Raw genomic sequence first — 12,431 nt, 5'->3', positions numbered from 1 at the left:
CAGTGAGGACAAGTCCACTCTCTAATATCAAGGGGTAACTCATCAATCTGGTAATAGCAATTAGAGCAGAGTTTAGAACTGGGGAACCATCGGTCAATCTCTACCAACTTCCCGCCTTTCTGTTCTAGCTTATAGGCTAAAAAGTTGGTAAATATTCCCCATCCTGCATCAGAAATAGCTTTAGCTAAATTGTGATTGCGTACCATGCCTTTGACATTAAGATTTTCTACTACGACAACTTGGTTCTCGTTGACGAGTTTTCTTGATAACTTATGTAGAAAATCCTGACGGGATTTTGTTACCCGTTCGTACACTTTAGCTACAGTTCTTTTAGCTTTGTTTCTTGAATTACTTCCTTTTTGTTTTTTGGCTAACTTCTGTTGCTTACGTTTGAGGTTTTTCTCATGTTTAGCTAAATGTCTAGGATTATTGTACTTAGACACTTTATTACCATCACTGGTGATAGCAAAATGAGTCAAACCTAAGTCGATTCCAATTACTCTACCCTCAGTTGAAACCGTTGGATTTTTACCCTCGGTTTCGGTCAGTATTGATGCAAAGTATTTTCCTGATGGGTCTAAACTGACTGTTACGGTTTTTATTTTTCCTTCTATATCCCTGTGTAGTTTAGCTTTAACTTTGCCAAGTTTACCTGGAAACTGAACGAAATTCTCAAGTACCTTAACATTCTGAGGATACTGAATCGACTGCTTACCATGCTTCGACTTATAACGAGGAAACCTAGCACGTCCTGCAAAAAAGTTCTTGTAGGCTGTTGTTAGATTGAGCGTCGTTGCGTGGCATACTTGGCTGTAGCACTCAGATAACCATAAGGTTTCTTCCGCTTTTTTGAGTTTTGGTAAGAAGGCATTAAGTGCTGACTGACCAAGGCTTTTCCCCGTTTCTTTATAGGTCTCGATTGACTTATTTAGACCGTAATTCCACCACCATCTAGCACAACCAAAGTGCTGAGACAGTAATACCTGCTGGTTTGGTGTTGGATAGAGTCGAACCTTGACCGCTTTGTGTAGCATCTTAATACCTCCTTACCGCATTATACATAAAACAGTAACGATATCGGAAGATTTGGAAAACTACGTCCCTCCGTTTTCCCCGACTTTCATCCCACCACCAAACTGAGTACAGCTATGGTGGGGGACTTCCCGTCGGCTTAGTTAAAGTTGTGATTCCAATTCTGTAAAAGTCAGGCATTCTCTGACAACTCGCTTATGCTTACCGATTTAAATCTTCCTCTCCGGAAAATTGACTGATCAATCGACAGACGGGTAACTGGACTTGGGTTAAAGAGGGAGCTTATTTTCTAGAGAGTCCCCATCCTCTCTATTGTATTCTCTCAAATCTTTTTAGGCATCCCAACTTGACTGTACAGACTGTTCCTCCTGAATCTATAGACTATTGCCTATAATAATCATACTGCTTCTATGTTCATCTTTCAACTCAAGTGACAAGAATGCTTAACTTTTTCTATCTATCAAGGGTATAGAACCCCCTAAAATGAAGCCGATCTATAAGCTTGGTGGGTCTAAGCAAGGGGTGAGACGCATCCAAAAATAATGATTAAATCAACGAGAGCGATCGCTTTTTCTTGATTAAATTTATAGCCAGAGAATAGCTTTGGGATTGCCTTTTTTGACGAGGCGATTTAATCCCCCTCCAACGCGACTAACAAGCACAAAAGAAAGGTTTCTGTCCACTCGACAACCGCCCCGTAAGTATCGCCCGTATGTCCGCCAAGTCGAGTATTAAACCAAGCGCCAATCAGAATCGCAACTGCACCTCCGCCTAAAGCCATTCCGACGGCAACCAGCCAACGACTCGGGTTCAGTATAATTTGTAAACCGCTTAAACTCAAGAGCAACAGAATTCCGGGAATAAAGTCAAAGGGAGTATAAGTCGAATCTTTGTGAAAAGCCCCTTTTCCCACGGCTTTGAGATAGGGATAACGGGCAATTGCCACTAACTGTCCCCACCGTCCCCAACCCGCAATAGCCATCAACGCCAAAGCGCGATATTCATCGAGATCCCTCAAGGCGGTGGTTTTGAGTAAAATAATCGAGATGGCTGCCATCACCCCAAAGGCACCGGTAACGCTATCCGCCATGACTTCGAGTCGGCGGTTCGGGTCAGTCACGGCTAACCCATCGGCTGTATCCATCGCCCCGTCAAGATGCAATCCCCCCGTAATGGCGATACCCCCCACGACGACTAAAGCCGAACGCAGGAGGGGTGGACACCCTAAGAGGTGTAACCCTGCATCCATCAGTCCGAGTAGGGCGCCTATCATTAAACCAATCAGAGGGGCGAGTCGGGCAATTCCGCGAAATTCTAGCGTCCAGGAGAGGGGTACAGGTAAGCAGGTATAAAAAGCGATCGCGGCGGCGAAGGCGGTACTCTGCTGTTGCCAAAATTGTTTGATAGACTCAATTTGTCTGTCGAGTGCCATAGAAACATCAGGGTCGGGTCGATTTTCTCTACTTTACCTGATATTTTTCCCGTCTCTGTGATGGGTTTTGAGGGAGTCTCCAGCATTTTCTCAGAAGATCGGATGAATATTTTCTCAGCTATGCCACAATTTAAATAATACCCCTCTATCGTTTGCTCTCGTTTGGGAGTTGTCAGATTTTCCTCTCTCCAAAGGGTGCTAATTCGATCAATTTTGTGAAATTCTATCCCGATTTTCTCATTAGCATGGAAGTTGTTGCGATCACCGCAGCCAAAGCAGAGTAATCCAATTCATTGATTAGATTTCTCTGTCTGACCTTTGCTAGAATTAGGGCGTTGGCTGTACTGTTATCACCAGTAACACCCAGTCAAACTCTCTAAGCCTAAATTCTGTATAGATTTTAGGCAGCGCTCTAAAGGAGGAAGGGATGACTATTTCTCGGACTGAAAAAAATAAATTCAGTCTGAAGTAAAGATAACTTCCGTAACAATGACCTACAAAAGCAGTATTTTGCAACTGCGACTCAAGATAGACAACTTCTATCTCAATTCGGATATACTTAAGTGTGGGAAAAAATTTCATGTTAAATATTTTTCCACAATGCTGAATTGGACTAGATAGAGTTGCCACAAGGGGAACTTATCACACCAGAGGCTTTTGCTCCATGAGTTACGATCATTTGAATTGCAGGGTGTCTGCTCCGTGTATCATTGATACAGGCATAGTTGTTAACAAGCTTGATATGCAAAAACTGCTTGTTGATCTCGGCCGCGTCCGTTATCTTCATATCCAAGATGGACAGGTGTGTAGCGAGGCAGAAGGCTATGTCTTAGAGGTGTTCTCCTCGGAGCAGCAAGCAACTTTAGTGGCAAATCATGCCCTCTACTTAAATGTCAACAGTTTCGACTACCTCGAACTGAAACAATCTCCTGAGAAAGAAACCTATTTCGATCTCGTGGAAGATGGCCGTTTACTCCGCTTAATTCCGCTTTCTAGCCCCCTAGAAGAACACGCCAGTCGCACGTTCAATGCCGCCGCACTTGATGCCGTCATGGATCAAGTATTGTCGGGAAGCTGGGATAGTCAGCTTGATGATGACTGCCCTTTTTAGAGACAATGAGGAATGAGAAATTAGAAGGAAACCCGGAAAAGAAAGGCAAATTTTAGTTTTTTTGACCCTCCATCCTCTCTAATTGCTAGTCCCTCATCTGTTATTCGATGTCAGAACCTTTCTCTTTTCAGATTCAAGCTCGCTGTAGTCAAACGCAAGCGCGAGCTGGTGTTTTCTCGACTCCACACGGATTAGTCGAAACGCCGCGATTTATGCCAGTCGGGACGTTAGCCAACGTTAAAACCCTGACTCCAGCTCACTTGGAAGCGGCAGGCGCTCAAATGGTGTTGTCAAACACCTATCACCTGCATCTGCAACCGGGCGAGAAAATTGTTGCCAACGCAGGCGGGTTGCATCGATTTATGGCATGGAACGGGCCGATTTTAACTGATTCTGGTGGATTTCAAGTTTTTAGTCTCAGCGAAATTCGCACCATTAACGAGGAGGGCGTGATCTTCCGTTCGCCTCACGATGGTCTAATGATTAACTTCACGCCCGAGCGCTCCATTCACATTCAAAATGAATTGGGCGCTGATGTGATCATGGCGTTTGATGAATGTCCTCCCTACCCCGCTAGTCGAGAACAGGTACTCAACGCCACAGAACGCACTTATCGCTGGCTAGAACGCTGTATAACGGCTCATCAACGCTCTGATCAAGCTTTATTTGGCATTGTGCAAGGGGGTGTTTATCCTGACTTGCGACAAAACGCTGCAAAACAACTCGTGAAACTCGATCTCCCCGGTTACGCTATCGGGGGGGTGAGTGTGGGAGAACCCTCCGAACTCATTGAAAAAATCGTTCAAGTGACGACGCCTTTTCTTCCTCCCGATAAACCCCGCTATTTGATGGGGGTGGGAACTTATCGGGAAATGGCGCAAGCGATCGCTTCGGGAGTAGACTTATTTGATTGTGTGATACCGACTCGTTTGGCGCGTCATGGGGCGGCGCTAGTTCAAGGAGAACGTTGGAACCTGAAAAATGCACAGTTTCGAGAAGATTTTCAACCCCTTGACGAAACTTGTCCGTGCTACACTTGTCAAAACTTTAGTCGTGCTTACCTGAGTCATTTAGTTCGAGCAAAAGAACTCTTAGCTTATACATTGCTTTCCATTCATAACGTGACTGAATTAATTCGGTTTACTCAACGCATTCGAGATGCTATTTTTCGCGATCGCTTTTCTGAAGAATTTGCCGAATGGATAAAGCCTTCTGAATCCTCTACTCACACTTTAGAAGAAGTGGGTTTTTCTCGTCAAGATGATCCGTAATTTGGAAACACGATGACTCTAACAACTCCAACTTTAACAACTCCTCCCCTCGAAAGCGGTGACTCTCTGACTCGTGCAGAATTTGAACGGCGTTATCGGGCGATGTCGGATATTAAGAAAGCGGAATTAATAGAAGGAGTTGTTTACATGGCTTCACCTTTACGGTATCGTAATCATGGTCAACCTCATGCTCAAATTATGGGTTGGCTACTTACCTATGTCGCAAATACGCCTGGTGTTGGTATTGCTGATAATACAACAGTTCGCCTCGATGCGGATAACGAACCCCAACCCGATGCACTACTTAGAATTGAAGTTGGGGGACAGTCGAGAATTAGCGAAGATGACTATGTAGAAGGTGCGCCGGAATTAATTGTAGAAATAGCCGCCAGTAGTGCATCAATTGATTTACATGATAAACTCAAAGCGTACCGTCGCAATCAAGTTCAAGAGTATTTAGTTTGGCGAGTGTATGACGGTGAATTTGATTGGTATCGTTTAACGGAGGGAGAATACAAACTTCTAAACGTTAATGCTGACGGGATTTTGTGTAGTCAAGTTTTTCCGGGGTTATGGTTAGATGTTTCGGCGTTGTTGTCGGGAGATTTGGCGAAAGTTTTGGCAGTTTGTCAACAGGGCTTAACAACAGTTGAACATCAGCAGTTTATTGAACAGTTATCTGATTAATTTCTGCTTGCAATAGACTTTTTTTGCTCATAATAATCGGTGTCTTCTAACTTAAACAAAGACAATTCAACTCCATAATATTCATTCGTTAAGCCTAACGGTTTCATTCCCAGTCGTTGGGTAACGTTAATTGAACGTCTATTTTCAGGCTTAACAACCGCATAAATAACAGGTAAACGTAAAATCGTAAAGCCATAACCCAGAATTTTTTGAGCGGCTTCGGTGGCGTAACCTTTTCCCCAACTGGCTTTGCGAAAATGCCAACCAATCTCGTAATTTGTGGTAGGAATTCCATCATTATCCGGGAGAGAAACCAGCAAAATAGCGCCCACAATTTCTTCTGTTTCTTTGTCAATAACAGCCCAAGAACCTGTTCCATTTTTGCGAATATTATCCTGTTCAACTCTTTCTTGTAGGCGAGAACGAACCATTTCTACCGTTTCTAAAGGCGGGCTAATAAAATACATAACCTCTGGATCACCATAAATTTCAAAAGCTTGAGAGGCGTCTTGTTCCGGTTCCCAGTTGCGGATAATTAAACGATCAGTTTGAAATAAAATACTCATGTTATCTTAAGCAGAAAAACAACTAGATTCTGACCTCTCCCCGTCCTATCGGACACCCCTCTCCTAGCAGGAGAGGGGAAGGGGGAGAGGTTTTTGATGCTGATAGAAAATATTTGATTTTTAAACATAATGACTGGCTTGACGGTTGAACATTTGATAATATTGTTGACCGAGTTCCATGAGTTGAGCATGAGTTCCAGTTTCTATAATTTTACCTTGTTCTAACACAATAATCACATCTGCATTTCTAGCGAGGGCGAGTCGATGGGTTACAACAACTGCGGTTTTATTTTGAGAAATATCGGCAAATAGTTTATAAATTTCATCTTCTGTTTTGGGATCGAGGGCGGCTGTCGGTTCATCGAAAATCAATAATTCTGCTTGGGGTTGACGTATCAATGAACGTGCGATCGCAATTCTTTGCCATTGTCCACCTGAGAGATCAACACCTCCTTCTAACTGCTTTCCGAGGGGAGTATCGAGTTGTTTAGGTAGACTGTGAATTTTACGAGTCATTCCTGCTTTTTCAATGGCTGTTAAAAGTGCGCTATCGCAGTTTAATTGTTCTAAGTTTCCAAAGGCGATGTTTTCACGAACCGTTAGAGGAAAACGAGCGTAATCTTGTAAAACAACAGCAATTTTTTGACGTAAATCATCTAATTCAAAACCTCGTAAATCTTCACCATTCCAAAGTATTTTACCACAATCAGGATCATAAAGCCGACATAAGAGTTTAGCAAGGGTGGTTTTTCCGGCTCCATTTTCACCGACTAATGCTACAGTTTGACCGGGATAAAGGGTTAGATTGACCCTATTTAAACTGGTAAAGTTGCTGTTAGGATAGGTAAACGAAACATTTTCAAGTTGAATTTTTGCGGAGGTTTTAGGAGAAGATAAAGTTAGAGGAGATGAAGAGTTTGATAAAGATTGAATTGTATTTAATTGCAGTTTAGATTCTAATTCTAAGAGTTGAAAGAGGGGAACCGTTCCTAAAGCAACATCATACAGTTGAGATAAGTTACCCATGAGAAAATTTAGACCTCGACGTAACTGTATGACTAATCCTGCATAAAGGGCTAAATCACCAATGGTGTAGGTTCGATCTAGAGTACCAAGAATTACATAAATGTAAGGAATAGCGGCTCCAAATTCACCAAAAATAGACCAAAATAAAACTTGGCTTGTTCCTTTGATTCGCATTTTTTCCATCTGCTTAAAAGTGTTATGAAATAAATTAAACCACCGACCCAGTAATAAATTTTGCAACCCAAATAAACGTAACTCTTTGGCATATTCAGGAGCGATTAGCATTTCTTTATAGAGTTGCATTTCTCGATGAGCAGAGGCTTGAGTTTTTTCAATATCCCAACTTTTGCGAACATAATAAAGCTTGACATAAATCGCAGGTGCGGATGCGAATAAAACAATTAATGGAACCCACCAAACAATCGTAAAAGAAACAGCAACCGCAGGAATCAGCATAAAAATTCCCATCAAACCGATGCCCAAAAGCATCGTCAGAGTTTGCAACCGTTCAACGGCTTTTTCTGCCAGTTGAACAAGATTGAGAAGTTCGGGGTTTTCAAACAGAGAAATATCGGCGAATGTAGCGACTTTATTAAAAAATTTATGCTGAAAATAACCTTTAACTCGTTGTTCTAACCCTGAAAAAATAATATTGGTAATCGTAGAAAGGGCATCAATAGACAAATTTAAAACAATGACACTGATGATACTCCCTAAAAGTAGGGTATTTGAGAGTAATGCTGTTAAAACTTGCTCGGTTGAAATCGTTCCCGTTTGTAATAAACGAGTAATTTCATCAATGATCGTTTTATCAAGAAATAAAACCAGTGTTGGGCTGCCATTTTGTAGTAAACTGAGTAGAATAAAGAAAAAAATCGCTTTCGGTGCCGCTTGTACGACAGACCAACTACTGCGTAAGATTGCTTGCAAAGGTGAAAGCTGAAGCGTTGTCATGGTGTCACCCTGGCTGAAAGGATCAGTGTTTATAGGTTAACCGGGAAGTAGACCCTGTGAATAGTCCCATATTTGAGTGACATTGAATTGCCAAAGCTGAAGTCGATATTGCCGCCAGCCAAGTGAGAGAAAAAGTTCCAAGCAACTGCATGATCAAACTATATCTAGACACCAGTGTTTATAACCGTCCATTTGATGATCAAACTCAGCCTAAAATTTTTCTAGAGTCACAAGCTGTTGTCATCATTTTGCAAATGGTAGAGGCAAAGATAATTGATTTGGTTAGTTCGTCAGTGCTGGACTATGAAAACAGTCGTAATCCCTATTTTATAAAGCAGGAAGCCATGACTTTTTATCTTCAGATGGCTAAATCAAAACAAACAGTAGATGAAGCAATCCGACAGAGAGCCGAGCAATTGGAACATAATGGACTTAAGGCAATTGATGCGTTACACGTTGCTTGTGCTGAAGCAGCGAATAGCGACTATTTCATTACCTGTGACAAACGGCTAATCAATCAATGTTCAGGGTTAGTGTTGAAAGTGGTGAATCCAGTCGATTTCGTGTTGGAGATAAACAGTGATGATTCAAGTCAAGAGTGAGCAAGAAGTTTTACATGAAGGGTTGCGGATTCTTTTGTCGAACATGGAACCGTCGAAGGTTGCTCGATTCTGGGCGGCTTGTAACTTGGGTAGCGGAGATTACCTGAAACTTAAAGATCAGCTTTTTGAGCAAGAATCGGTGGCAAGTTTATACTCTGAGGTTTTAGAGTTTCAGGAGTCAAAGCGTAAAACCTAAGCATCGCATGGGAACAGAGGATGTTAAGACGTTGTTGAGCATGACAGTTCCAAAACGGGGTTGAGGGGTCAAGTCCTGTTCGCTAGAGAAAATTCAGTGAGAAGATGATCCTCATGTTAAAATACGTGAAAATTATGAAAATAAAGTTAGTGAGGTAGACTGATTCATGGAAGCAGCGTTGCTGTTGGCTAAACTGCCGGAAGCTTATTCAATCTTTAGCCCGGTTGTTGACATTTTGCCTGTGATCCCCGTGTTTTTCCTGCTGTTGGCTTTTGTTTGGCAAGCGTCAGTCGGATTTAGATAGAGACAAAAAAGCTATCAGCGTGATTATTCAGGTGACTGGCTGATTGACTCGCTTCGGCTGAGGATAACCAGTTGTTTGAATAAAACGCTGATAGCTCAAGTTAGATTTTTGAGATTTTAGGTGTTGCGAGCGCCAATTGTTTTTTGGAAGGCGGGTCGTTCACAAACGCGCTTTGTGTAGTCGATAACAGCCGGGTACGCGCTTAAATCAAGCTTTAACATCATCGGAATATAGGCTAAAATCGACCCAACAGCCACATCCGCGACATTAAACTCATCTCCCATAATATAGGGTTGTTTTTGGAAAATATCGTTAAGCGCAGTCATCAAACGAGGGGTTTCTTTTTCCCGGTTTGCTTCTAGAAAAATACCATTAGCAAGAGTGGAATTCGCAAACAAAACCCATTGATAAATTTCACCTCGTTTTTCGGCAGAATCAGGAATATTACCATATTTGTCTGCCAAATAGAGCAGAATTCCTCCTGATTCCCATAATTTAACGTCTCCATCGACAATAGCAGGAACCTTTCCGATGGGGTTAATGGTCAGATAATCGGGTTCAAGATGAGCGCCTGCTTTCATGTCCAGCATGACAAACTCATAGGGAACACTGATTTCTTCTAAGTACCATTGAACAATTGATGCGCGGCTAAAAGCGCCACCGTATAGTTTTAGCATCATTCGACTCCTGTAGTGATGTGTTTCATAAAACCCTCAAGAAATCAATTTCTCGGCTGATCGCCTAAATCGCCTGAAACCAACGGATACCTATTTTCTTTCTTGGCGTCCACAGAGCCGATTAATACTCTGCACTAGATTATCATAATCTATAATCGGCTTGGGATAAAAGTCATCTGCTTTAGAAAAATCAAGCAGAGATTGACGCTCACTTTCACCCGCATAAGCCGTGATTAAAATAATCGGAATTTTAGCGGTTTGAGGATTGCTCTTGAGGAAGCGAGAGATATCAACGCCACTCACATTTTTCTTCTCGTAATCAGCCTCCGGTAGATGAATATCCATGATAATCAAATCGACTTCTTTGCCCTGACAAAGTTGAAAAACCTCATCTAACTTGTCAGTAATGCTTACTCTGAAACCGCTCAGGCGTTGAATTAACTTCGCCATTCCCTTGGCTAAAAAGTAGTCATCTTCAACGATTAAAATTCTTAAATTATCCTTTTGAAAATTCACAATCTACCAATCTTGAGCAACATTGCTGACTCGATCATTGCTGATAAAAGCCGAGACATAGGTTATGTGTTAACACATACGACGGAGAACTTCAACTCACCTCGGCCATGAACAGACTGTTGTTCATCAGCTATTCTGTTGGGGAAGGGAGTGATTGCCCCTCTTGAATAATCGCCCAACTTTAGAAATTGAGACAGCCCCATGAAAGGCCCCCAGGTGTTGCAGCTTTATGCCCAAGGTCGTAGAGACTTTCGAGGTCAAAACCTCCGTCGTCAATCCTTACAAGGTCAAAATTTGTCCGGTGCAGACTTTAGCTATGCCGATATCCAAGGGACGAATTTCCAAGGCGCAACTTTGTCTGAAGTGAAGTTTCGAGGCGTGAAAGCTGGACTTCCTAAAGTTTGGATGATCATCGTTTCGGGGGTGGCCTGGTTGTTGTTGGTTCTGTTGGGACTGGCTTTGGTGCTAGTGGGTTATTTTGTCTTGGTGTTTTTCAATATGTCTACTCCCGAAGACTCTAACACGGGTTGGGCGGCTCTGGCCTTAATGCTGGTACTGGTTTTGATTGCGGGGCGTCGGGGAATTGAACGGGGTTGGGGAGCGTTTGTTGATGCGATCGAAATTGCCGTTGTCGGGATTATTATCGGGGTGGTGTCTGGACTAGCGAATGTCGTCACCTTGCTGGGTACATTGGCAATTGCGGGGGTGTTAGCGGGGTTTGCGGGGGCGATTCTGTTTGCGTCAGCCGTCGCTTTTGGGGTGATTTTTGTGATTGCTGAACGTATAGCCTGGGTGATGAGTGTGGCGAAAGTATTGATGGTGGCGGCGATTGCGAGTGCCATTGCGGGTTATATTTCGGGAGGGGTGAGTGCGATGGCGATCGCAATATCTGTTTTAGTAACGTTTTGGTTTGATTATATCGGTTGGCGGGGGATTCAAGGGGATCAAAAATATGTTTTAATTCACAACTTGGCGGTTAATTTAGCAGCGACGGGCGGAACAAATTTTCGCAATACGGATTTAACGGATGCTAGTTTTACCAATGCTATCTTGAAAAGTGCTGATTTTCGCCAAGCTAAATTGACGCGCACACGTTGGCGGGGGGCGAAGCAACTGGATCAGGTACGATGCGGAAATACTTATTTAGAAAATACTCAAATTCGGGAATTGTTGCAAACAGGTCTAGGCGAAAACCAGAATTTTGATTATCAAGATTTGCGGGGACTGAACTTACAAAATGCTAATTTAACAAAGGCGAGTTTTATTGGGGCTAATCTCAGTTCGACTAATTTAAAAGGGGTTGATTTATCCAAAGCTAAACTGGTGAGAACGAAATTAAGTCAAGCCAATCTGAATGGTTCAACGTTAACGGGGGCTTTTATTCAAGATTGGGGTATTACGTTAACGACTCAACTGAGAAATATTACTTGTGATTATTTGTTTTTGCGTCTTCCGGCTGAAAATAGTGATGATCCAAATCCCTATCGTCAACCAACTGATTGGAGTAAAACTTTAAAACCCCAGCAATTTACAGCTATTATTCGTTCGTTCTTGCAAAGTAAACAAAGTTGGTACTCGACGATTTTAGATTCCGAAGATAACCCTTCCGAATTTTCAGGAACAATTGTTCAAGTTTCTCTCAAAGGAGAAAGAGATATTCTAGAAGCTGAAAATCGCGACAATTCTCTCAATTCGACAAGGGTTGATCATTCACCAAAAGAAGCCCCGGAAACTCCTAATAAACTGCCTACTAATTTAGCGGCTATTGTGTCAGTGATTGAACAGTTTATCCAAGAAATAGAAGCGGTTTATCCGATTAATACAACGTCTGAACAGATGAAAGCGGCGGCGGAAATTGTCGAACAACTCGAAAGTGATCCGGTTTTAAAACAAAGTTTGATTGAGACTTTAACTTCAGAAAATTGTCAAAAGATTGAACAAGCAATTAATCGCCCGATTGGTCATTTTATTGTACAAGCGATTCACTCTTGGCAAACTTTTAATGTTAACAATTCTCCCAATTCTTCTAATTCTCCTCAGTAGTAGGGTGCATCAAA

Annotated in this window: 13 protein-coding genes; 7 read left to right on the top strand and 6 right to left on the bottom strand. The window is 42.4% G+C overall.

Annotated features, from left to right (window positions below):
* Both WN50_RS27545 and cobS read right to left on the bottom strand, forming a co-directional pair.
* Window positions 1–1,034 (bottom strand): RNA-guided endonuclease InsQ/TnpB family protein (locus tag WN50_RS27545; protein ID WP_049561372.1); only part of this gene is annotated, 1,034 nt, incomplete at its 3' end.
* A gap of 629 nt (window positions 1,035–1,663) precedes the next feature.
* Window positions 1,664–2,464, bottom strand: coding sequence for an adenosylcobinamide-GDP ribazoletransferase (gene cobS, locus WN50_RS27540; RefSeq protein ID WP_046278743.1), 801 nt, complete (start codon window positions 2,462–2,464; stop codon window positions 1,664–1,666).
* Window positions 2,465–3,128: 664 nt separating this feature from the next.
* Here cobS and WN50_RS27535 point away from each other — a divergent pair.
* The 3 genes from WN50_RS27535 (at window position 3,129) to WN50_RS27525 (ending at window position 5,533) form a co-directional block, all read left to right on the top strand.
* Window positions 3,129–3,575: a hypothetical protein gene (locus WN50_RS27535; protein ID WP_046278744.1), complete on the top strand. Its 447-nt coding sequence runs from the start codon at window positions 3,129–3,131 to the stop codon at window positions 3,573–3,575.
* Window positions 3,576–3,682: 107 nt separating this feature from the next.
* Window positions 3,683–4,846, top strand: coding sequence for a tRNA guanosine(34) transglycosylase Tgt (gene tgt, locus WN50_RS27530; protein WP_046278745.1), 1,164 nt, complete (start codon window positions 3,683–3,685; stop codon window positions 4,844–4,846).
* Window positions 4,847–4,858: 12 nt separating this feature from the next.
* Entirely contained in the window at window positions 4,859–5,533 is a 675-nt protein-coding gene (locus tag WN50_RS27525) for a Uma2 family endonuclease (protein ID WP_046278746.1), read from the top strand.
* On the opposite strand, the gene WN50_RS27520 is transcribed toward WN50_RS27525, so the two are convergent.
* Both WN50_RS27520 and WN50_RS27515 read right to left on the bottom strand, forming a co-directional pair.
* The gene (locus tag WN50_RS27520) at window positions 5,530–6,099 is read right to left on the bottom strand and encodes a GNAT family N-acetyltransferase (RefSeq protein ID WP_046278747.1); all 570 of its coding nucleotides are present in this window, start codon (window positions 6,097–6,099) and stop codon (window positions 5,530–5,532) included. The genes WN50_RS27525 and WN50_RS27520 overlap by 4 nt on opposite strands.
* 120 nt (window positions 6,100–6,219) lie before the next feature.
* Window positions 6,220–8,079 (bottom strand): ABC transporter ATP-binding protein, encoded by a 1,860-nt coding sequence (locus WN50_RS27515; protein WP_046278748.1) that lies wholly within the window; start codon window positions 8,077–8,079, stop codon window positions 6,220–6,222.
* Window positions 8,080–8,201: 122 nt separating this feature from the next.
* Here WN50_RS27515 and WN50_RS27510 point away from each other — a divergent pair, with 122 nt between their 5' ends.
* From WN50_RS27510 to WN50_RS31570, 3 genes are all read left to right on the top strand, one after another.
* On the top strand, window positions 8,202–8,681 hold the full coding sequence (locus tag WN50_RS27510; RefSeq protein ID WP_235441152.1) for a PIN domain-containing protein: 480 nt from the start codon (window positions 8,202–8,204) through the stop codon (window positions 8,679–8,681).
* Window positions 8,662–8,877 (top strand): hypothetical protein, encoded by a 216-nt coding sequence (locus tag WN50_RS27505; RefSeq protein ID WP_046278750.1) that lies wholly within the window; start codon window positions 8,662–8,664, stop codon window positions 8,875–8,877. The genes WN50_RS27510 and WN50_RS27505 overlap by 20 nt, the downstream gene beginning before the upstream one ends.
* Window positions 8,878–9,043: 166 nt before the next feature.
* Window positions 9,044–9,181 (top strand): photosystem II reaction center protein K, encoded by a 138-nt coding sequence (locus tag WN50_RS31570; RefSeq protein ID WP_009787676.1) that lies wholly within the window; start codon window positions 9,044–9,046, stop codon window positions 9,179–9,181.
* 116 nt (window positions 9,182–9,297) lie between these two features.
* Here the strand turns inward: WN50_RS31570 and WN50_RS27500 are convergent, their stop codons facing one another.
* Together WN50_RS27500 and WN50_RS27495 are read right to left on the bottom strand one after the other, a co-directional pair.
* The gene (locus WN50_RS27500) at window positions 9,298–9,858 is read right to left on the bottom strand and encodes a glutathione S-transferase family protein (protein WP_046278751.1); all 561 of its coding nucleotides are present in this window, start codon (window positions 9,856–9,858) and stop codon (window positions 9,298–9,300) included.
* Window positions 9,859–9,948: 90 nt separating this feature from the next.
* Complete coding sequence (locus WN50_RS27495) at window positions 9,949–10,374, bottom strand: response regulator (protein ID WP_072075648.1); 426 nt, start codon at window positions 10,372–10,374, stop codon at window positions 9,949–9,951.
* 201 nt (window positions 10,375–10,575) lie between these two features.
* On the opposite strand from WN50_RS27495, the gene WN50_RS27490 reads away from it, so the two are divergent.
* Window positions 10,576–12,417: a pentapeptide repeat-containing protein gene (locus WN50_RS27490; protein WP_049561369.1), complete on the top strand. Its 1,842-nt coding sequence runs from the start codon at window positions 10,576–10,578 to the stop codon at window positions 12,415–12,417.
* Window positions 12,418–12,431: the final 14 nt, after the last annotated feature.

The sequence above is a fragment of the Limnoraphis robusta CS-951 genome (assembly GCF_000972705.2).
The sequence above is the reverse complement of the archived record's forward strand: the minus strand, read 5'-3'. Positions and strand labels throughout refer to the sequence as shown.

What these genes read in the sequence shown, in the direction of transcription:
- WN50_RS27500 (WP_046278751.1), bottom strand. Translation starts at nt 9,858, where the DNA reads ATGCTAAAACTATACGGTGGCGCTTTTAGCCGCGCATCAATTGTTCAA.
- WN50_RS27535 (WP_046278744.1), top strand. Translation starts at nt 3,129, where the DNA reads ATGAGTTACGATCATTTGAATTGCAGGGTGTCTGCTCCGTGTATCATT.
- WN50_RS27505 (WP_046278750.1), top strand. Translation starts at nt 8,662, where the DNA reads ATGATTCAAGTCAAGAGTGAGCAAGAAGTTTTACATGAAGGGTTGCGG.
- tgt (WP_046278745.1), top strand. Translation starts at nt 3,683, where the DNA reads ATGTCAGAACCTTTCTCTTTTCAGATTCAAGCTCGCTGTAGTCAAACG.
- WN50_RS31570 (WP_009787676.1), top strand. Translation starts at nt 9,044, where the DNA reads ATGGAAGCAGCGTTGCTGTTGGCTAAACTGCCGGAAGCTTATTCAATC.
- cobS (WP_046278743.1), bottom strand. Translation starts at nt 2,464, where the DNA reads ATGGCACTCGACAGACAAATTGAGTCTATCAAACAATTTTGGCAACAG.
- WN50_RS27525 (WP_046278746.1), top strand. Translation starts at nt 4,859, where the DNA reads ATGACTCTAACAACTCCAACTTTAACAACTCCTCCCCTCGAAAGCGGT.
- WN50_RS27515 (WP_046278748.1), bottom strand. Translation starts at nt 8,079, where the DNA reads ATGACAACGCTTCAGCTTTCACCTTTGCAAGCAATCTTACGCAGTAGT.
- WN50_RS27520 (WP_046278747.1), bottom strand. Translation starts at nt 6,099, where the DNA reads ATGAGTATTTTATTTCAAACTGATCGTTTAATTATCCGCAACTGGGAA.
- WN50_RS27490 (WP_049561369.1), top strand. Translation starts at nt 10,576, where the DNA reads ATGAAAGGCCCCCAGGTGTTGCAGCTTTATGCCCAAGGTCGTAGAGAC.